This window comes from Rhizobium mesosinicum, assembly GCF_019511345.1.
Taxonomy (GTDB): Bacteria; Pseudomonadota; Alphaproteobacteria; order Rhizobiales; family Rhizobiaceae; genus Rhizobium; species Rhizobium mesosinicum.
In genome coordinates this window covers 1-19,181 of sequence record NZ_JAEUAK010000001.1, presented here as the reverse complement: position 1 = coordinate 19,181, position 19,181 = coordinate 1, and the positions used below count along the sequence as shown (strand labels likewise).

Below are 19,181 nucleotides of genomic sequence, written 5' to 3'. Positions count from 1 at the left end.
TGGCAATAAATTCCTATCTCCGAGAGTCCTGTCCGCTGCACCAGCAATCAGCGCCTATAAATGCGATTTTCGACCTGTTTGCGGAACCGAAGCCCGGCGTTCCTAATTCTATACGACGGAATGGGAGATCGCATCATGAAGTCGTTTGCTGCACCATTCATATGTCTGGCAGCGGTCGGGGCCGTTCTGGTTGGCGGTCTCGGATTTTCGTCCTTTGGGTTCCGCGAACCGGAACCACATCGTTTTGCCAATCTCGATGCGCCGCTCTGGACGACGACACCGACGCGCGTCGATCCCAGAACGCAAGATTACGAGCGCCTTCCACCTCTTCAGGCCGCGGCCGACGCTTCGTCTTCAACGCCGGCCAATCTCGTCGGCGTATCGGCCATTGCACCGCCTGACCCAACCGTGACCGGGGCAATTGAGCAGCCGACGCAGGAGTGGATGGCCGACAGCCGCCATCTCAGCCGGTGCCAGCAACGCTACCGATCCTATAATGTCGCCGACAATACGTACCAGCCTTTTGACGGCGGCCCCCGGAAGCCCTGCGTGATCGAAGAAAGGGAGCTTTCCGTCGGACAGCCTGCTGCAGATGCAAGTTCCAACCCGCATATATCATGGTGCGCCGCCCGCTATAATTCCTATCGTGCGTCGGATAATACCTATCAGCCTTTCAGCGGACCGAGGCGCCAGTGCGTTTCCCCCGTTATCTGAGCGACTCCGTTATTCTCCTATGAGAGGATTGCGCGCTTCGGAGCGACTATCGCTCGGGATCCCGGACCAAAGTCCCAGACCGTCTGGTACCTATGTCCGACCGCCTTGCAATTTCGGAACAAGCGGTCAATCTCATGCTTTCTGTTCCCGGTAGAACAGGCTGGACGGGCACAAGGCAAAGGACGATGGTGATCTCGAAACGTAATTTCCTGAAGGGCTGCGGCGGGAGTGTTTTTGCCGTTGCGACGCTTGCACCGCTGAAGATCGAGGTCACGGGTACGTTCCCCTCACTCGCCATCCAGGCCGCATTCGCAAAGAACGAAAACGGCAATGGCGGAGGAAATGGAAACGGCAATGGCGGTAATGGCGGCAGTAATGGAAACGGCAGCGGCGGAGGAAATGGAAGCGGTAATGGCGGGGGTGGCGGTAACGGTAATTCGGGCGGCAACGGCAATAGCAGTGGTGGCGGCCGATCGGGCTCGACCGGAACCGGCAGTACGAACAATGCGCCTTCGATATCAGGAGCGCGCGCGACTGAAGATACGGACGGCTCGATCGATGTCCGGCATACGAATGGAATAACCGAAACGCTTCGTGCAGGACGCTATATCATGAAGGACTCGAAAGGCCGCACGATCATCAACAGGCGGGCGACATCTGCTGATAGTACGCGGCTCACGCGGCTCCTGCGCTAACGTTTTTCGCGCCACCGCAAGGCAGCTTCCGTCCTGTTCGTGACGCCGAGCTTCGTCAGGATCTGGGTCATATGATGCTTTACCGTTTTTTCCTGTAGATCGAGACGCAGGCCGATGTGCTTGTTTGAAAGGCCTTGCGCAACGAGGTCCATCACCTCGCGTTCCCGCGGGGTAAGCGTGTCCCTGTCCGATGCCTGGCCGCTCAACGAATATTCCATGACTTTGGCCGACATCGCCGGGGAGACGTAGCGAGTTCCCTTGAAGACGGTGCGGATCGCTTCCGCCAGGCCGCGGGAACCGACGCCCTTGAGAATGTAACCCTTTGCTCCACGCTGCAGGGCGTCGACGAGCGTATCGACTTCCTCTGAAGCCGTGAGCATGAGGATTTTGGTATCTGGGCTTATGGAAAGGATATCGTCAATGACCGAGAGCCCGTTCCCAGGCATCGACACATCGAGAAGCAGCACGTCCGGACGGCCATCGGCGGCGATCATCGCGGCATCGGATGTGTTGGCGCCTTCTCCGACGACAACAAAATCGCTGACCTCGGAGAGGCTGCGGGTCACCCCCTCGCGAAACAGGGGATGGTCGTCCACAACGCCGATTTTGATGGGCACTATTCTATTCCTCCACTTCCATAGGCGAAAAGGTCATGATGACGGTCGTACCACCTTCGCCGGTTCTTATGTCGAATTCCCCGCCAAGGCTATCGATACGCTCTTTGAGTCCCACTAGACCGAGGCTCGCCGGCCTCACCTGCGTCGGATCGAAACCCTCGCCCTGGTCACTGACCTCGATACGGACGGCACCGCCGTGTGATATGGCCCTGACAGCCTGCTGAACGCCGCCGCCATGGCGATAGGCATTGTTGAGTGCCTCCTGAATGAAGCGGTAGATACAAATCTTGAGAGCGGGGGCAAGTTCTGGATCGTCTTCGTCAATTGTCGTATCGACCGCGGTATTGGTCTTCTGCTGGTGGGCTTCGACAACGCGTTTCACGATCTCCGTAATCGAAGCCTTCTCGATTTGCGGCAGGACCAGACCTTTGCAGATATCGCGGATCTCCTTCATCGCTTCGGCAAGGCTCGAACGGATCCAGGAAAGTTCCTTCTCGCGCGTTTCCTGTAGGGTGGCGGCATCGACCAGCAGGTCGCTGTCGAGACGCAACGAGGCATAGGCGATGTGCTGGGCGGGGCCGTCATGCAGATCGGCGCCGATGCCGCGTAAATAGGTTTCGTTCAAGGCCGCGGCGCGCTGGGAGGACAGTTGAAGCTTGCGTTGCAGGCCGCGATTTTCGGCGAGAAGTGCGGAGAGTTCGTCCACTCTGGCCTTTAGAGCTTCGCGCTGGACCTCGATCGTACGGCTGCCGCGAAAGACGAGAATGGAGAGAACGAGGAAGAAGATCGCGGTCAGGCCGGCAACGGCGAGCCAGCTCCAGAGCCGTGCCCGCGCGAGGCTGTCTTCCAGCCCTTCGGCCGTCTCATAGAATTCAAGCACGGCCACAGCCTCTCCGGACCAAGGCTGCAAAACAGGATTGTAAATTTCCATGAGCGCCCTGCCGAGGCTACGCTCCTCGGCGCTTTCGGGGTCGCTTGCGACTTCGTAACGTGCGACCAGCGAGCCTGCAAATGCTTGGGCAAGCTTGCCATTGACCGGAAATGCCTTTCCCACCAGTTCCTTTTTATTGGAGTAGAGGATCGTCCCGTCACGACGCCACAGTTTGAAGGAGACGAGACGCCGGCCAAGGGCGCCCTGTCCGAGCGTTTCGTCGAGCGCCTGAGCGGTTGCTTCGTCGAGCAGCGATTCCTTCTGCATGTCCGGAAGCAAGGGCGCGACGACGCTATCGACATAGAGCGCCGTGGCGGCCCCGGAATTGTGAATGACGGCGTCCTCGATGAGGTGGGTGACGATAAGGCCGATGACGAACATTGCGCCAAGGGAAACGAGTCCTCCCATGATGAGGAATTGGGAGGCGAGGGAGCGGGCATTCCAGCGTATGAGCCAGTTCATTTCCGACCTGAGTTGCGACGATTCAATCAAACTATCGCATTGGCTGGACTTTTCCAGCTCACTTGACCTCGATGACGTCGGCACCCGGGACTTTGGCGGTCAACTGGCTCGTGTCGCCAGACATGACCGTACCGAAGACATAGAGCATGGCGGCAAGGAAGATAACGAGCGCCGCCAGGGAGGCATTCCACGCACTGGAAATTTCCGGGATTTCGTTCCTGTCGTCCATGCCGAACTCCTCTTTTGATAGAGAGTCGAACGGTGTGGGAGGTCGCGCGTTCCGAATCTGGGACTTCAGTCCGAGCGTCATCAGACGAAGGTCGGAGGCGAATCCGACTGAAATCCGTTGCCGCCGGCGGGTATTGGTTCCTCAGCAGCGGGATGTGAATGCCGGTGATGGCAGCTGCCGCACACCGCGATCGAATGGCGCTCGCGCTAGCAGTATCCACGCCGGTCGATAGCGCTGCCGTCAACGCGATAAGGCTTGCCAAGGCGAGATTTTTCCAAAGACGTTGGCGATGGCCGAGAGCGAGGCGGCTCGCATGCGCAAAAATCTTTGCCGGCGAAGGGCGTCGACGCGCGTGCCCGGTGCCTTTGCGAGGGCGGCCCGGGCGTCTCTCACCGGACCCACGAGACTTGCGGCAACCTCGGGCAAGGCATCCACTTCAGCCTCGAGGCGTGTGAGATAGGCGTTGAGCCCGTCTGCAGCGGCTTGCCGCAGCCGGCGGGTGGGTGCGTTGCGAAGTTTACGCGTCGCCCAGCGCAGATGTTCTTCGGCATGCCGGTGTAGCGCCTGCGGATGCTTAAAAGCCCTGTGATCGCCAAGCATGTCGGCGACGAAGGCCACTTCTCCGAGTTCGCCGCAGCGCCACCAGAGCTCCATATCCTGGAGATATTGCCAGGCCGGATCCCAGCGGCCGGCCTTGAAGAAGACATCCGTGCGGATCGTTGCGCCCGGCATCGCGACCATATTGTTGAGCAGCAGCAATTCCCGAAATGCCTCACCGCTGTTGCTGTAACTCCACCCGAACCGGCTGCCGGGAATGGGATCACCCTCGTATGTGATCTGCCGGAAGCGGCCGTGGATCAGGGCAGGATGGCGCATTGCCGCACGTCCGATAGCGCGCAACGCCCCGGGCGCAAGACGGTCGTCGGCATGCAGCGTGACGAGGTAGTCGGCATTCGCACCGGCGGTGTAGGCGCGGTTCCAGTTGTCCGTGCGGGGCACGGTGTCCCGGTGCAAGGCCGGCCTCAGCAATGGAGATGAGTAGGATGCGATTATTTCCCGACTGCCGTCCGTGGAGCCGTTATCGCAAATATGAACCTCGAAGTCCGGATAATCCTGTGCCAGAGCACTGTCGAGCGCCTCGGCAAGTGTCTCTGCGTTGTTGAAGCAGGGTATGATGATGGCGAGAGAGGGTAACTTGCTCGATGTCCCGGCTGTCATGATGAACTCCTGTTTACTAGGCCCCCTCACTCCGCGCACGCGTGTTGGAGGATAGTTGGCAAGGCTCCGCCTGTCCAAGCGGAATGGCACCGCTGTTTCCTTCAGACGCTAGCTGGCAAGGGTCGCGTCAGCGATCTTGACATCGAACACGTCACGCGCCGGCAGTGTCCGGACATCGAAACCGTGCGCGACTACGCCGTTCAGCATCGGGCAGACAAAGAGCAGACCGTTATGTGAGAGGCTTGCCCGGTTCTGCATGCTATGCGCCAGAGCCAGATGAAAAACGGCGGCGCTGCGGAAAGCATAGACACCCGCCGATGCGTTGTCGGAAATGACAATCTTCTCCCTCGCTTCCAGCATCCGGCCATCATGTCCAATCCTGAGATAGCTGTATTGCGGATGGCGGGAGGAAAATGTGAGTGCGAGACCGCCGAGGTTGGAGTCGGCGGCAAAGATTGCGGCAATATCTGCATCGCTGTCGAACATGATGTCGCAGAGATCGACGACGACGGGGGCATCCGCAGAGGCGACGAGTGCAGCGCCGGCCGCAGCGCTCCAGGCAGCGCCGCCGCTCATGTCGGACAGCCAGACGATCCGCGCTGTCGGATAGCGTACCAGCAATGTGTCGCGAGCGTAGCGCCGTGAAGCAGGCCTGTCCCGCAGCACGAAAACAGGCACAGCCGCATCGCTCCACCAGGGACGAGCCTCCAGCGTGGCGCCGAGCAATGTCGTTTTTCCAACCGGCATTTCCGCCTTCACCGAGCCGTCAGCCTGTTCAAAATCACTTCCGGCCATGGGAATAATGATATTCAGCGGCGCTGCCGCGCCCGGTCTGATGCCCACGTCATGCATAGGCTGGCTCGCGGCCCCGTAGATATTCGGCCAGATCCTCGGGTGTGCCAAGCCCGTGCATATTTCTGACGTCGATCTCGTAAACGCCGATGCGCGCACCGTTGCGGATCGCATAATTATAGGCGGGGCAGACATAGAACTCGTTATTGGTGCGGTCGTTATGCACCATCATGTCGAGCGCGCCCTTCATGAAATCACCGGCGCGGCGGAAGAAATAGATGCCGACCGTGGCAAGTTCGGAAATTGGCTGCTTTTCGGCAACCCTCAGCACGAATCCTGCCGCATCGGTTTCGGCGAAAGACCATTTCGGATCGCGCTTCGGATCGCGAAACACGAGGATCGATCCGTCGAGATCGCGCGACATGCAGTCATCGATGAAATCGACGATACGCATGTCCACGACCTGGTCGGAATTGGCGATGAGAAGGGGGGCTTCCTCATCGAGATGCTGACGCGCCAGCAGAACGGTGCAGGCCGTGCCTTCGGTGAGCTGATCGACCGAAACGATCCCGACGCCCTGCGAGCGAAGTTCGGCCACCGCATCCGCCTGGCTGTCCAGATGCTCGCGCAGTAACAGGACCGTCGGCTGTCCATCCGGCGGCAGCGTGTTTTCCAGCACATGCTGGATCATCGGCCGGCCAAGCACGTCGATGAAGGGCTTCGGGCGGGTAAATCCCACCTTGGCGAAGCGGCTGCCCCGGCCGGCGGCCGGCACCACCAGCTGCACGGGGCGTGCGGCCTGTGCGGAGGAAAGGCGTCGTACTCCGTTTACTTCGAAATTCTCGATCATCTTCGGGTTGTAGAAACTGTGGTAGCGGTCTGCGGGAACGCTTGCGGAAACGACGCGGCCTCCATCCAGGATCACCTCGTTCAGCGACGAACTGACATAGTAGCGGTCATCCACCGTCACTCCATGCCGCAGCGCAGCAGTGGCGGCCTTGAAGAAGATCTGGGCCTCGCGGAAATAATAGAATCCGGCGATTGCCTTGTTGCTGATGACATCTTTCTCGGACGTGCGGTTGACGAGCCCATCGTCGCCGAGCGTCACATACGACCAGCGCGGATGGATCGTCTCGAAGGTGATGACGCCGGCATCCGCCTTGGCTGCCTCGAATTCTGCAATCACGGATGAAAGCCGGGTGTCGATGATCTGGTCGCTGTTGGCGATCACCAGCGGCTCGGTGGGGTCGATCCTGTCGACCGCCATCAGGCAGGTGCAGAGCGCGCCGGCCGTCGGGCCTTTCAGCATCACCACCTCCGAGCGACCGTTGGTGCTGAGGTCGAAGATCCGCTCGTAGGAATATTTCACGGCATCCTGCTGGTCGACGACGAAGAGGAAGCGCGCGCCACTGCCGAGCGATTTCATGTTTTCGATGGCCCACAGGATCATCGGCTTTCCGGCCACCTCGATGAGTGGGCGCGGATAAGCATAGTCTTCCGGGCTGAAGTGGGGGCTTGTGCCCGTGGTGGGGAACAGGACGATCATGCCATCACCTCCGATACACGTTTGATCTCCGACACGATCCGGCCGTGGACAACGTCGGCCGGTGTTCCGATCTGCATCACGTAAGCGCCGCTGTCCCGCGCGGCCTGCAGGCCATATTCATTGTCCTCGAGGATCAGGCACTCATCCGGTCTGAGGCCGAAGCGCTTCATGGTCGTCACATACATTTCCGGATCCGGCTTGGCGCGCGTGACATCTTCGTTGGACACGATGAGGTCGATATATTCCGTCAATCCGGCGCGCCGCATCATGGACTCTATAGTGACACGGATGGAGTTCGAGCAGACGGCGATCTTGTAGCCGTCGTGCTTGAGACGGCTCAGCGCGTATTGATGAGCAAACACAGGCTTGCAGCGGGTGTAGATCAGCTCCATCGTATAGTCCTGCTTCAGCTCGTGGATAAGCTCGTTCAGCCCCTTCGGCAGGCCATTGGTACGGGAGAGAATCTCCAGCTTGCGGCGGGTCGGCAGGCCATCGAACGTGGTCAGATGCGCCTGGCGGTCGATCGGCATACCGAAAAGATCGAGCGCCCGGTTCAGCGCCTCGTAATGCCATTCCTTGGCATCGATCAGCACGCCATCCATGTCGAACAAGACAGCTTGGATCATGCGACTTCCTCCTCAACCATCCAGGCAAAACTCTGCTCGGCCGCGTCGGGCAGATCGGTACAGATCATCAGCCGATCGAGCTGAAGACTGCTCTTTGCAGCTTGTCGCAATGCAGCCGACCAGGCGGCCCAGACCGCTTCGTGCGGGCGCTTGTGCAGTTCCGGGGAGACCATTGCGACATATTTGCCGCGTTTGAGGTCGTCGATCGCGCGTTCGATCGAGGCCGGCGTCTCGGTGAAGGAATCCACCCAGACACCTTCACAGCGTTCGTAGAAGGACGGGTAAAGCTCGACCTCGCTGTAGCGGGTGAAAACCGGGATATCGCTGTCGAGATACGGCCTGAGATCGGGAACCGACGCGTCGAAAATGAAGGAGCGTTTCGTTACCCCGTATTGTTCCAGCATCGGCACCAGGGCAGGGCAGAGGCCGTCCGCCTTGATGTTGATGGCCAGCCGTCCCGGAGCGCCCTTTGCTGCATAGCACTCGAGAACGCGCGCGAAGGACAATGCCCCGGTTGTGGCAGGATCGTGTGAAATAACCAGCTCGCCATTCAGATCGCGAACATCCAGTTCAACACCGTGGCCGGCAGCGAATGCCTTGTCAAATGCCCCTAAGGTGTTCCGCTCATGGGATGTAAGCCACCAGCCACGATGTGCGAGTATCATCATTACGTCCCTCCGGGCCAAATCGGCCAATAAACCTGTCGCAAACGGCCGGATGAAATCCTCATGCGTCTGTCGACTAATCCTTGTGCGCAATGGCTGTAATTCATATTAACTATGCGGAATTGAGTATAAATCGTCAACCTAGAATATATATGAAAGTTGTTACTTGGGTAACATACGAAGTGCGTACGGAAGTGCCAAGATATATGAGAGATAAACTCAAAAACATGTGACCATGGGCACAACTATTACAGATTCACCTGACTTGTCCGACGCAGAGGAAGATCGAGAGCGAGGTACCGCCTCTACATCACGGGACGCGTTATGGATTTCTGGCGCTCGTTTGGTCAGTCAGTTCTGCGGCATTGGTACATTGCTGGTCGCGGCCCGCGTGCTCTCACCGGCAGAGGTCGGCGTATTTGCCATGGTTTCGTCAACCGTATTGCTACAGTCAAAGATTGCGGAGGCCGGCTGGAGCGAATATCTGATTGCTGCACCGCACGGCAGGGAGCTGCCCGGCACGGTTCTTTATTGCGCGCTCGCAAGCGGCCTTGCCTTCACCATTCTCGGCTTGATGGGGCTTGCTGTTTCCCTCGTCTGGCTAACGCCGGCCGGCTCGATCTTCTTCACACTCTTGCTGCTGATGGCGACCATCGTTCCGGGTACCTTCATCATCTGCCAGAGTGGCGTATTAGTCAGGGATCGACGTCTGCGCGAACTTGCCTGCTATCAGGCAGCCTCGGAATTTTCGGGCCTTCTCGTCACGACCGGGGGGCTCTTGCTCGGCTGGGGCATCATTGCGCTCGCGGCAGGGCGCTGTTGCGTCGTGCTTGTCGCACTCGTCATGTCTACGGGCTTTGCGCGCTGGCTTCCGCGCTTTGAATTTAAGCTCGCCACTGCCCGCGAGGCGCTTGCCTATTCTTCCCGGCTCCTGGCATCGCGCCTGATGCAATTTGCGCAAAGTTACGGAGCGGAGTTCCTGATCGTGTTCTTCATCGGCGCGACGGAAGTCGGTCTCTACAGAATGGCAAGCCGTATCGTCGGCGCCGTCACAGAGTTGATTTCCGAACCCGTACGGATGCTGGCATGGAGCTATTTCTCCCGGCAGCAGGGCGAGGCGGGTGGCGGGGCGGAGGGCCTTGCCAGGCTTGCGGGACTGATCATGGCGGCCACCGCTTTTGCCGCTCTTCCCGTCTTTATGGGCCTTGCCGTCATATCCGAACAGCTCGTCAGCGTGCTGCTCGGCGCGCAATGGCTGGCAGCCGCGCCGGTCCTCATCCTGCTGGCGGCTGCGCGCGGTATCGCGGTCGTCCAGATGCTCAACGAGCCCGTGCTTAGCATCACTGGGCGGGTTGCCCTGCTGCCGCGGCTGAACATGCTGTTTACGGCAACGAGCCTCGCTTGCCTTGCGATCGCCGGCTGGGTCCGTCCGGACCTCGTCAACATTGCGGTTGCGCAGGTCGCGGCCGCGGCATTGACGACCTCGGTGTCGCTTTACTTCCTGCAATGCAGCACGGGTTTCCGGTGGCCCTCCCTATTGCATCGGATCTTCCCCGCGGGGCTCGGCGCGTGTGTCATGGTCGGTGCGGTCGGTCTGGCTCTCCATATGGCAGGCGGCAGCCTGCATCTTCCCTTGCTGGAATTGCTGATGGGAGTTGCGGTGGGGAGCCTTGCCTATGTGGTCATCGCATGGTCCAGCGGTCGCGCCTTAATGGCGGAACTCAACCATGTCACGGGTGCGCAATAGCGGCATCAATGCGAATGCCTGTCAAAGCCGAGCTTTTGCCGATCGCCGTCAACCAACCTGAAAACAGCTACTATGCAGCAAATCCTTGCGAGGACTATTCGCGCTCAGATGACGGGTGAGATTGCACGCTCGACTGGCGGTCGCTCTGGATTGAGGCACGACGCGGGATGTGTCGGCAAGCTTCGAACTTATGACGACTGAGCGCGTTCTTATCATGTGACAATAGACCCGCCGGATGGGAGGAGCCAATGACGGATATACGCGCACGCGGATTCAATACGAAGGCCGAGTTAGACGAATATCTTGCCGACATCGAGGCCGCCGAAACCGAAGCGGCTACGGTGCCTCGGGTCGATGTTGCGGTGGAGAAAGGGGAGGCTGTCGAACTCGCAAGATTGCAGGAGGATCTGACATTGCTGCGTAGACATCTTGCTCTCCTGCGCGAGCAGGCAAAGACCGCGATATCGGCACGCGCTCCACGGATGGATGCGAGCACCCAAAGGCAGTTTGGAAACTATCCCTGGCTGAAGCTCGCCGGGATTATTGCCGTAACGTTCCTGGTGGCAAGGCGGTTGCGGTGGCTGCCTCATTCGGAAAGGACGACGATGCCTCTCTCCCTTTTACGCTTCGGCTGGGTGTGATTAGACTTTTAAGCCAAACGCTCAGTCGAGGCGCAGCCAATAGTAACCGTAGGGCTGGAAGGTCAGCCGGTAGCCGCTTTCGGAAATTGGGGGAAACGCCAAGCCATTGATGAGTTCGACGGGAGTGCGGCCCTCTAATCCGACGAGCTGTACATCGGTCGCGACGGACGCGTCCGACAGATTGGCAGCGCAAAGTAATTTCTCTTCGCCATATTCCCGCAAATAGGCGATGACAGCAGGGTTATCATTGTCGAGAAAGTGGATGGTTCCTCGCCCGAAAGCCTGGTGCCCTGTCCGCAGCTGCAAGATGCGGCGAAGCCAGTTGAGCAGCGAATGCGGATCGCTTTCTTGCTCCGTGACGTTGATTGCCTTGAAGCCATATTGCGGATCATCGATCAGCGGCAGTGCGAGCTGCTCCCCAGGCGCGGTCGAAAAGCCGGCGTTTTTGTCAGGCGACCACTGCATCAGCGTGCGCACTCCGTTCCTGTCCCCGAGCTCGATATTGTCACCCATTCCCAGTTCGTCGCCATAGTAGAGCACCGGGCTGCCCGGCAATGATAGGAGCAAGATGTGCAGGAGTTCGATGCGCCTGCGGTCCTGGCCCATCAACGGCGCAAGCCTGCGTCGGATGCCGAGGTTCAATCTTGCCCGTTTGTCTGCGGCATAGGTGTTCCACAGGAAATAGCGCTCCTCTTCGCTGACCATCTCCAGCGACAGTTCATCATGATTTCTCAGGAAGATCGCCCATTGGCAGCTTTTGGGGATATCGTATGTCTGGCCAATGATGGTGACGATAGGCTGTTTGTCGGCTTTGGCGATCGCCGTGAATATCCGCGGCATCAGCGGAAAGTGAAAAGCCATGTGGCATTCATCGCCCTTGCCGAAATATTGGCGCGCCTCTTCCGGCCATTGATTGGCCTCGGCAAGAAGCACCTTGCCGGGATAGCTGCCATCCAGTGTCCTTCGGACGTATTTCAAGAGAGCATGGGTTTCCGGGAGGTTTTCGTTGCGTGTTTCGTCGCGCTCGACAAGATGCGGAATGGCGTCGAGCCGAAAGCCGTCGACACCGAGATCGAGCCAAAACCGCATGGTATTCAGCAGAGTTTCGACAACTGCCGGGTTTCGATAGTTGAGATCCGGCTGGTGGGAATAAAAGCGGTGCCAGAAATAGGACTTCGCCACCGGATCCCACGTCCAGTTGGACCTTTCCGCATCGACAAAGATGATGCGGGTTTCCTTGAACTTCTTGTCAGTGTCCGACCAGACGTAGAATTCCCGCTCAGGCGAACCGGCAGGCGCCCGCCTCGCTCGCTGGAACCAAGGGTGCTGATCGGACGTATGGTTGATGACGAGTTCGGCGATGACTCGGATCGACCGCGCGTGGGCTTCCTCGACGAACCGGCTGAAGTCGTCGATTGTCCCAAATTCGGGTCGGATGCCCTCATAATCGGAAATATCATATCCGTCGTCTCTGCCCGGCGACGGGTAAAATGGCATCAGCCAAATCGTGTTGATGCCGAGCTGCGCCAGGTAATCCAGCTTCTGCGTCAACCCCTGGAAATCGCCGATCCCGTCGCCGTTGGCATCAAAAAAGGATTTGACATGCAATTGATAAATGATGGCATCCTTATGCCAGAGAGGATGCTGCAGTCCGCTATCTGACATCAAGATACTCTGGATTTCCGCCAATTCGAAAGGTGCCGTTGAGTGCTGAATTGTGCATCTATCAAGTCCGATCTTCCACGAACTGTTCCGCGCCCTCGACCGGTTGCAGCCAGGGTTCGCGCCGTTTGATCCAGAGCTCGTAGGTGGGCTTGAGGCCGGTCGGTGCGTCCTGCAAGGTTCCGAGCTTGATCTCGGCCTCCTCTTCGCCGTAGGCAAAAACCCGCGAACCGCAGGTCGGGCAGAAACGGCGGCCGTGATGCTCAACAGTTTCGCCTGTGGTCTCGAAAGCGGATGTCCGCCAAATCCCGTAATAGGTAAAGGCCGAGCCGCTCTCCTGACGACAATCGGTGCAATGGCAAAGCCCGACGCGTATCGGTTCGCCCTCCACCTGATAGCGCACCTTGCCGCAATTGCAGCTCCCGTGTCGTATGGTCATCCAGGACCTCCCTCAGTGTTTCACCCCGAAAGGCGGCTGATCGCTGTCGAAATTGCCGTTGCTCAAACTGTCGTAGCGATTGAGGCTTGGTTCGCCGCCGCGGGTACCGAAGGGCGTCAGGTGCACCATCATTTCCCTTGCGCGATCGATTGCTTCTTCTTCGCTCAGCGCGGCCGCCTCGGGAAGGCGCACCGTCAGCTGCTCACCGGCGTCACCGAAGAAATCGACATGCCAGCCCTCCCGCAGATGTGTCACCTTTGCCTCGTTCGGATGCATGGAAACTCTCCTCCCGCCTTTCCGCTGGTTTCGCTTCTCTCGTGGCATGGAGATCAGTGTATCAACCGATATGCTGGCGATTGGTTCCGGAGCTTTCCTCCTTCGGTTCTGCGCTGACGGCCCGCCGGCCGTTCCACTCAACCCTTTATTCCTCTGCCCGCATCTGCCGAGGGACATGAACGTGGATTGAGGAGCGGTCGGTTCAAGCTTCGGCTTGGTGGTCGCGCGTGCAGACGACCGACGCATCTATTTGCCGTCCTCTGCGTTCACTTCAAGGACGCATCTTGCTCGAACCCTCGAAAGGAACGCATATGAATTTTCCAGTCCCGACAAGCAACGATCCCACGCGTCGTTTTCAGGACGCGACCGATGCTGCCCGCGCTGCCCTGGAGGCGGTTATCGCCGATGCCAATGCCGCGGGTTGGGGCACGGATGAAATCGCCGTGGCGCTCGTCGAGGCGGCACGATCTCTCAAAGACGCAAACACGAGAGATCCTGACCCTGCCAGCGATCCGGCAATCGGCGATGTCGATGCGAAGCAAGGGCAAATCGGACGTGGTGAGTTATTTGATTGAGCGACAGCCCACCGCTCGTTCGCAACAGGACAAACGACCGGAAGCGTGCCACTGGCGCGATCGTCTCGTCAGATCCTGATCTGCAACAGACCCCCTCGGGCCACCTGTCTGCCGTGGCACCAGAACGGGTGGATCATGTCATTGATGGTCAAGATGTCGGCACATGGGACAAGTGGTGGCCATCTTACATTGGCATCAAGCCCGACGAAGGCCAATCTCGTGAGGGATTTCGTGCCTGCAAGCAGATCTTCGTCATCGATGGTGATGTCCACCAGCAGCACCTCCGGCGCCCGGACGGAGCAATCGATCGCTTCGCGAGCTATTGTCGTCACGGACGTGCTTGCTCCGATATAGAAAGCCATGATTGGATTGTTGTCGAAGTCGGCGATGGCGGGAACGAGCAGATTTGCGGGAAGGGCCGTCAGTGTATCGCGGGTACCATCAAAGCGGTGCCCGGTTGCGTCCTCGCCTGCGAGGCTTCGATTACCCGAAAACTGATAGAAGATCTCACGTCGAGTGAGATATTCGACTGTCCAACGACCTGAATGGTCTGTTGCATTTGAAGTCGCGAGTGCTGCGATTTCCGCTATAACTTCATGATAGGTGGTGCGAGCATTGGCCATGGCGATTCTCCTTGAGGGACAAAGGCGGCCGGCGGGTGAATGTTCCTGTCAAAAGAGAATTACTTCCTGTGGGGGCATAATGACTATGGCCTCGGTCATGACGCGGTGCTTTCGGCACGATGTCGCTGAAATGCGCGAGGAGTGCCATCATATTGACGCAGTGCGCGTTAACCTTTGAGTGCGAAGGGAGATGAGCATGGCTGGACACGATAGCTACTATATCGAGATCACCACGCGCCTTCGATCGGTGCGATCCTTCTGCGAGTTTCTGTCGAGCGGCGGGACTGTCGGCGTCGCTCCCGCGGACGGCTTGCGCTATGGCGATGTCACCACCGATCTGCTTGCAAGAACGCGCAAGGAGGCGGAAGCTCTCGATCGCATGCGCCGTCAACTCTTTCCAGATCGTGCGGACGAAGAGGTTTCGCCGGCACTCTACACCTGTGCAGTCACCGGCTCCCGTCGCTCACATAGGGCAGATCGAGCTCAATCATGACGGGCGCATGATCGCTCGTATGATCCCAGCTCCGCGGATTGCGCCGAACGCTGGCGGAGCGAAGATGCGGGGTGATATCAGGACTGAGGAGAGCATGGTCGATCCGCAGTCCTGCGTCTCGTTCGAATGAGTTTCTCCAGTATTTCCAGAATGTGTAGATCCGCTCATCCGGGTGAAGGTGGCGAAGCGCATCCGTCCATCCCTGTTGAACCAGCCTGGCATAGGCTTTTCTGACCTCGGGTCTGAACAAGGCATCATCGCGCCATCGTTCGGGGGAATAGACATCTATCTCTGTCGGCATGACATTGAAGTCGCCGATGAGCAGGGCTGGCACTTTGAGGTCTAAGAGCTCTCCGGCATAGTGATACAGTCGATCAAACCAGCGCAGCTTGTAATCGAACTTGGGACCGGGCGCAGGGTTGCCGTTTGGAAGGTAGAGGCAGCAGATCAACAAGCCGTTTATGGCAGCCTCGATATAACGGCTGTGGCTGTCGTCCGGATCTCCAGGCAGGCCTCGGCGCGTGAGTACCGGTAAAGCGCCTCTCGCAAGGATCGCCACACCGTTCCAGCTTTTCTGGCCATGCCAGACGGCGCGATAGCCTGAACGTTCGATCTCCCGTTGCGGGAATTTATCATCGGAAGTCTTCAGTTCCTGAAGGCAGACGACGTCTGGCGCATCTTCTTTCAGCCATCGCAGGAGTATCGGAAGGCGGCCGATGATTCCGTTGATATTATAGGTGGCTATTTTCAATCGACCTCCAGACGGCGAGGCGGACCGGACAGGTTGAGTGCTCGTCTGCCATTGCGTTAGCCATGGCGGGAAACCAGAAAAATCGCCATGTTCACCATCCCTGTTGCGTCCGGTTGACACGGCCCGCGCTCGGCGAATGGAATGTGCGTGGCTTCAGAAAGTTCCCGTCGGCTTGTGATTGAGGCGGATCGGTTGCCTTGCAATACCGTCATGCCGCTCTTATTTAGGCGACATCACCCGTATCGGCCTGGGCAGGGACCCACAGAACGACAGGATCTCCTCGTGGGGAGAGGTTGCGCGGTCCAGCCAAGGCTTTCGCAAGCCGGACCATCGATTGGCTCTGCATCATCGCCGCCGTGCCGGCGTGGCGCAATCCTTTGATCGTTTCATTCAAAGCTGCCTTCGATTGCGCCATTCGCGCAGAACGAATGCCGAGGGATTAGGGGCGAGCGGGCTCAACACCATCATCCGCAAGGAGAAAAAGATGCAGGTCATCGTCAGAGATAACAATGTCGAACAGGCTCTCCGCGCCTTGAAGAAGAAGATGCAGCGCGAAGGATTATTTCGCGAAATGAAGGAGCGCCGGGCCTATGAGAAACCTTCCGAGCGGCGTGTCCGCGAAAAAACCCAGGCAATTGCCCGACAGCGCAAGGCTGCCCGAAAGAAGATGCAGCGCGAAGGGCTTCTGCCAGCCGCAAGACGTGGTGCGTTTAAACGCTGATAAGAGCAGCGCCGCCGCGCATCCGGCGGCCCTATCCTTGGCTTCAATTCTGGAAAGGGACATCATGGAAGAGTTGCGTAGTTTGACAGTCTCCGACGATCGGCTCGACGATTGCCGTGAGGCGATCGGACCGGATCTACAGGATCTGATCGAGGCGACTGTAGCCTCCGGTTTTACGATCGAGGAAACCTTGATCGCGATCAGCGAGCTGGTGGCGGAAGATTTCGCTTCCGCGGTGAATATCCCCAGCGTTCACTGAGGCAGAAGATTAGAGAATGGTCGCGTGTCCATCAGATCCAGATCTGGGAGGCGTTGAAAGCTTGGTACCTCAAGCGCGTGATACGCGATCGCGATGCGGTGCATCCTGACTGCCGGCCACTTTTTCTTCTCCGTCCAGAGCATTTTGCATTTCCGCGAAAACGCGAATGAGCTGCGAGGTCGCGGGTGCTGCATCGTCTTCGAAAACTGTGCCAGAAGCGATATTGGCGGGCGTTTTCTGGCCCGTCTGCGATGGTACCGGGAGCAGGCTTACGATGAGTGAGGCGAAGAATTTCTTTCGGCGTTCGGCGACTTCCGCAAGCAGGAAGCAAAGGATGAAGCAGACGATGAGCAGGGCGACGGCCATCGCAATATGTTCCTCCACCGGATGCAGAAAAGATGCAAACATGAGTATGAGCGGCTGGTGGACGAGATAGAGCGTGAAGCTGCCGCCAGCCAGCCATTTGATCGCCGGGCCTGTCTTCGTAAACAGTGCGGGAGCCTGGGAAAGCAACGATGCGGTGCCGATGAGGTGCAGGACCACGGCAACCCCGATGAGATTGAAGTAGACGAAATTGATCGCTTCTTGGGTCAGTGACCAGGTCTCGTACATGTTGGTCGCAGCGCGGTCGGCGAAAAGCTTCAGGCTGAAGAACAGCAAAAGCGATGCGATTATCATCGCGATGGAAATGGTGCGCCGAAATGGCGGGCGTTCGATGACGCACTTCATCGTCAACCAGCCCATGAGCCACAGCGGCATATACATCAGGATCTTCGGGCCGGCGGCAGCGGCCCACAGAAACAGCAACGGTACTTTCGCTCGCCGCGGCGAAAAGGCGAAGAGCCCAAAGAACAAATAGTACTGAACTTCGAAGCCTAGCGACCAGTATGGTTCGCCGCTGCCAAAAACGGCATGTGCAAACCATAATTGATTGGTGAAGGTCACGTAAGCCAGCGCGGCTTCGGCTGATACCGGGGTAAAAAATCCGGTGTTGATGAAATCGTAGTAAAAGGCGTTTGCGTGCATCCCGATGCTATCGGCCACGAAGATCACCGCGATCGCCAGCAGAGCAACAGGCATTATTCGGGCGACGCGGGCGACGAGGTATGCGCGCCATTCCTTCTCGCTCACCTGCCCGACATAGCTGATGACAAATCCAGAAAGAACAAAGAAAACCGCGACTGCTTCCCGGCCCCAGCCCAGAGGTCCGATCTTGATGGAGGGGAGCAGGAAAACATGCGCATGGGAAAGAAATACGACGATAGCTGCGCCGAGCCGTAGCAGATCAAGATAGATGGAAAGATTGCCGTCGATCTTCCTGCCTTGGATCGCACCCATGACTGATTTCCCGTTGGATGGCAAAGCGTATGTTCAACTGAGCGCGGCTTTGTCAGGAACTGGTTTCGCGCTGATGCGCGAGGGCGCCATTCGATCAAGCAAACCTTTTAAAAGTGTTTACTGAATAAGCTTAAATGTTGAATGAGCGGTCGATATTAGCGGGAATCTCACGGCTAGCAGTGGAGCTGCTAGCTATAATCGCTCTGCCCAAGCAGTCGTATATTCAGACAGACGCCGAAGATGGTCGCCAGCGGAAAATCCGGAGGCTTTCTTTCGTGGTCTGAGATCGTGATCGCCATCTTCCAGCCAGAGGAGATCGATTTGATCTGAGAGCGCGTAGGATGCAACCTCTTCCCTTGAACCGAAGGGATCACGCGTTCCCTGGCAGATCAGTGTAGGCGTGTGCAGGCGTTCCAGGTGCGCGGTGCGAAGCTGGTCCGGCTTTCCCGGCGGGTGAAACGGATATCCGAGGCAAAGCAAGCCCCGGACGTTCTTCGCCGCGAAGCTCTCATCGGCGATCATGCTTGCAACGCGGCCTCCCATCGATTTGCCACCGATGATCAGTTTGCCCGCGTTTAGTGCGCCGACTGCGGCGCGATATTCATCCAGGAGGTGGTCGGCGCGCGGAGGAGGCTTGACCGCTCCGTTCAGGCGACGCTGCGCCATATAGGCGAACTCGAAGCGCGCCACCCTGAAACCGCCGTCTGCGAGCGCTTCAGCAAGATTGGTCATCGACGCGGAATCCATTGCTCCGCCTGCGCCATGAGCCAGGAGAATGGTGAAGGCGGCCGTTTCCGGTCCTGTGATCAAAAAGCTGGTCATTGCTGTTCCGCTACTTTAATTTCGGGCTCACCACATCGGAAAGTTCATCCTGCGAGAGCACGTCGGGCTTTAGCAAGAGCATGGCTCCTCAAGTAAGCGATAGTTTTCCGATTTCCTGCTGCGTCTGAAATCAAAGCAGGCTGCTCCCCACAGGAATCTCCACGACGCTGACCTGAAACAATACATCTTCGCGTTTTCGGGTTCGGGCGGCATGCCCAGCCGCGAGGCGGCGATGGCGCTGGTTTATGGCTGCATGGAGCTTTTAGACAGGCTGGCGAGCGCAGAAAAGCCGGACGACCGGCCATCGGAAAGCCTGACCCGGCGGGAGATCGAATGCCT

General features: G+C 58.3%; 24 protein-coding genes and 1 pseudogene. 10 read left to right on the top strand and 15 right to left on the bottom strand.

The window, feature by feature from the left end; all coding sequences use genetic code 11:
- Positions 1 to 135 precede the first annotated feature (135 nt).
- Together JNB85_RS30520 and JNB85_RS00110 are read left to right on the top strand one after the other, a co-directional pair.
- Positions 136 to 714, top strand: coding sequence for a BA14K family protein (locus tag JNB85_RS30520; protein WP_223216384.1), 579 nt, complete (start codon positions 136 to 138; stop codon positions 712 to 714).
- A gap of 185 nt (positions 715 to 899) precedes the next feature.
- Positions 900 to 1,409, top strand: coding sequence for a hypothetical protein (locus tag JNB85_RS00110; protein ID WP_220332364.1), 510 nt, complete (start codon positions 900 to 902; stop codon positions 1,407 to 1,409).
- On the opposite strand, the gene JNB85_RS00105 is transcribed toward JNB85_RS00110, so the two are convergent.
- The 8 genes from JNB85_RS00105 to JNB85_RS00070 all read right to left on the bottom strand — a co-directional run bounded on the left by JNB85_RS00105 (position 1,406) and on the right by JNB85_RS00070 (position 8,498).
- Positions 1,406 to 2,029 carry a response regulator gene (locus JNB85_RS00105; protein WP_220333070.1) on the bottom strand — a complete coding sequence of 208 codons (624 nt, stop codon included), beginning with the start codon at positions 2,027 to 2,029 and terminating at the stop codon, positions 1,406 to 1,408. The genes JNB85_RS00110 and JNB85_RS00105 overlap by 4 nt on opposite strands.
- Before the next feature lies 1 nt (position 2,030).
- Entirely contained in the window at positions 2,031 to 3,419 is a 1,389-nt protein-coding gene (locus JNB85_RS00100; RefSeq protein ID WP_220332363.1) for a sensor histidine kinase, read from the bottom strand.
- A gap of 58 nt (positions 3,420 to 3,477) precedes the next feature.
- Positions 3,478 to 3,648, bottom strand: a complete 171-nt coding sequence (locus JNB85_RS00095) for a hypothetical protein (protein ID WP_220332362.1) — start codon at positions 3,646 to 3,648, stop codon at positions 3,478 to 3,480.
- A gap of 240 nt (positions 3,649 to 3,888) precedes the next feature.
- Positions 3,889 to 4,866, bottom strand: a complete 978-nt coding sequence (locus tag JNB85_RS00090; protein WP_220332361.1) for a glycosyltransferase — start codon at positions 4,864 to 4,866, stop codon at positions 3,889 to 3,891.
- 108 nt (positions 4,867 to 4,974) lie between these two features.
- The gene (locus JNB85_RS00085) at positions 4,975 to 5,718 is read right to left on the bottom strand and encodes a glycosyltransferase family protein (RefSeq protein ID WP_220332360.1); all 744 of its coding nucleotides are present in this window, start codon (positions 5,716 to 5,718) and stop codon (positions 4,975 to 4,977) included.
- Entirely contained in the window at positions 5,711 to 7,204 is a 1,494-nt protein-coding gene (locus tag JNB85_RS00080; protein WP_183826346.1) for a glycosyltransferase family 2 protein, read from the bottom strand. Before JNB85_RS00080 ends, JNB85_RS00085 begins: the two co-directional genes overlap by 8 nt.
- A complete protein-coding gene (locus tag JNB85_RS00075) occupies positions 7,201 to 7,830 on the bottom strand; it encodes an HAD family hydrolase (protein WP_220332359.1) in 630 nt (209 codons plus the stop codon). The genes JNB85_RS00080 and JNB85_RS00075 overlap by 4 nt, the downstream gene beginning before the upstream one ends.
- Positions 7,827 to 8,498, bottom strand: coding sequence for a PI-PLC domain-containing protein (locus tag JNB85_RS00070; RefSeq protein WP_220332358.1), 672 nt, complete (start codon positions 8,496 to 8,498; stop codon positions 7,827 to 7,829). Before JNB85_RS00070 ends, JNB85_RS00075 begins: the two co-directional genes overlap by 4 nt.
- 232 nt (positions 8,499 to 8,730) lie before the next feature.
- On the opposite strand from JNB85_RS00070, the gene JNB85_RS00065 reads away from it, so the two are divergent.
- Both JNB85_RS00065 and JNB85_RS00060 read left to right on the top strand, forming a co-directional pair.
- Entirely contained in the window at positions 8,731 to 10,242 is a 1,512-nt protein-coding gene (locus JNB85_RS00065; protein WP_223216383.1) for an oligosaccharide flippase family protein, read from the top strand.
- A gap of 248 nt (positions 10,243 to 10,490) precedes the next feature.
- Positions 10,491 to 10,883: a hypothetical protein gene (locus tag JNB85_RS00060; RefSeq protein WP_220332356.1), complete on the top strand. Its 393-nt coding sequence runs from the start codon at positions 10,491 to 10,493 to the stop codon at positions 10,881 to 10,883.
- A 21-nt stretch (positions 10,884 to 10,904) separates the two neighbouring features.
- Here JNB85_RS00060 and treS read toward each other — a convergent pair whose 3' ends face one another.
- The 3 genes from treS to JNB85_RS00045 form a co-directional block, all read right to left on the bottom strand.
- Positions 10,905 to 12,548, bottom strand: coding sequence for a maltose alpha-D-glucosyltransferase (treS, locus tag JNB85_RS00055; RefSeq protein WP_220332355.1), 1,644 nt, complete (start codon positions 12,546 to 12,548; stop codon positions 10,905 to 10,907).
- A 61-nt stretch (positions 12,549 to 12,609) separates the two neighbouring features.
- Positions 12,610 to 12,984 carry a GFA family protein gene (locus tag JNB85_RS00050; protein ID WP_220332354.1) on the bottom strand — a complete coding sequence of 125 codons (375 nt, stop codon included), beginning with the start codon at positions 12,982 to 12,984 and terminating at the stop codon, positions 12,610 to 12,612.
- 12 nt (positions 12,985 to 12,996) lie between these two features.
- Positions 12,997 to 13,260 carry a hypothetical protein gene (locus JNB85_RS00045; protein ID WP_220332353.1) on the bottom strand — a complete coding sequence of 88 codons (264 nt, stop codon included), beginning with the start codon at positions 13,258 to 13,260 and terminating at the stop codon, positions 12,997 to 12,999.
- A 227-nt stretch (positions 13,261 to 13,487) separates the two neighbouring features.
- Here JNB85_RS00045 and JNB85_RS00040 point away from each other — a divergent pair, with 227 nt between their 5' ends.
- Positions 13,488 to 13,835: a hypothetical protein gene (locus JNB85_RS00040; RefSeq protein ID WP_420852246.1), complete on the top strand. Its 348-nt coding sequence runs from the start codon at positions 13,488 to 13,490 to the stop codon at positions 13,833 to 13,835.
- 68 nt (positions 13,836 to 13,903) lie between these two features.
- Here JNB85_RS00040 and JNB85_RS00035 read toward each other — a convergent pair whose 3' ends face one another.
- On the bottom strand, positions 13,904 to 14,458 hold the full coding sequence (locus JNB85_RS00035; protein ID WP_220332352.1) for a hypothetical protein: 555 nt from the start codon (positions 14,456 to 14,458) through the stop codon (positions 13,904 to 13,906).
- A gap of 196 nt (positions 14,459 to 14,654) precedes the next feature.
- Here JNB85_RS00035 and JNB85_RS00030 point away from each other — a divergent pair, with 196 nt between their 5' ends.
- On the top strand, positions 14,655 to 14,951 hold the full coding sequence (locus JNB85_RS00030; protein ID WP_220332351.1) for a hypothetical protein: 297 nt from the start codon (positions 14,655 to 14,657) through the stop codon (positions 14,949 to 14,951).
- On the opposite strand, the gene xth is transcribed toward JNB85_RS00030, so the two are convergent.
- On the bottom strand, positions 14,905 to 15,702 hold the full coding sequence (gene xth, locus JNB85_RS00025) for an exodeoxyribonuclease III (RefSeq protein WP_220333068.1): 798 nt from the start codon (positions 15,700 to 15,702) through the stop codon (positions 14,905 to 14,907). The genes JNB85_RS00030 and xth overlap by 47 nt on opposite strands.
- A gap of 484 nt (positions 15,703 to 16,186) precedes the next feature.
- Here xth and rpsU point away from each other — a divergent pair, with 484 nt between their 5' ends.
- Both rpsU and JNB85_RS00015 read left to right on the top strand, forming a co-directional pair.
- Entirely contained in the window at positions 16,187 to 16,423 is a 237-nt protein-coding gene (rpsU, locus tag JNB85_RS00020; RefSeq protein ID WP_220332350.1) for a 30S ribosomal protein S21, read from the top strand.
- Between the two features lie 64 nt (positions 16,424 to 16,487).
- Positions 16,488 to 16,682 carry a hypothetical protein gene (locus tag JNB85_RS00015; RefSeq protein ID WP_183742937.1) on the top strand — a complete coding sequence of 65 codons (195 nt, stop codon included), beginning with the start codon at positions 16,488 to 16,490 and terminating at the stop codon, positions 16,680 to 16,682.
- A gap of 69 nt (positions 16,683 to 16,751) precedes the next feature.
- On the opposite strand, the gene JNB85_RS00010 is transcribed toward JNB85_RS00015, so the two are convergent.
- The gene (locus tag JNB85_RS00010) at positions 16,752 to 18,020 is read right to left on the bottom strand and encodes an acyltransferase family protein (RefSeq protein WP_220332349.1); all 1,269 of its coding nucleotides are present in this window, start codon (positions 18,018 to 18,020) and stop codon (positions 16,752 to 16,754) included.
- Here JNB85_RS00010 and JNB85_RS30885 point away from each other — a divergent pair.
- Positions 18,019 to 18,144, top strand: coding sequence for a hypothetical protein (locus JNB85_RS30885; protein ID WP_262928169.1), 126 nt, complete (start codon positions 18,019 to 18,021; stop codon positions 18,142 to 18,144). The two genes, JNB85_RS00010 and JNB85_RS30885, sit on opposite strands and share 2 nt — an antisense overlap.
- 68 nt (positions 18,145 to 18,212) lie before the next feature.
- On the opposite strand, the gene JNB85_RS00005 is transcribed toward JNB85_RS30885, so the two are convergent.
- The gene (locus tag JNB85_RS00005; RefSeq protein ID WP_220332348.1) at positions 18,213 to 18,842 is read right to left on the bottom strand and encodes an alpha/beta hydrolase family protein; all 630 of its coding nucleotides are present in this window, start codon (positions 18,840 to 18,842) and stop codon (positions 18,213 to 18,215) included.
- Positions 18,843 to 18,999: 157 nt separating this feature from the next.
- Between JNB85_RS00005 and JNB85_RS30515 the strand changes: the two are divergent.
- Positions 19,000 to 19,181 (top strand): annotated as a pseudogene (locus tag JNB85_RS30515) (DNA-binding protein); the annotation flags it as partial.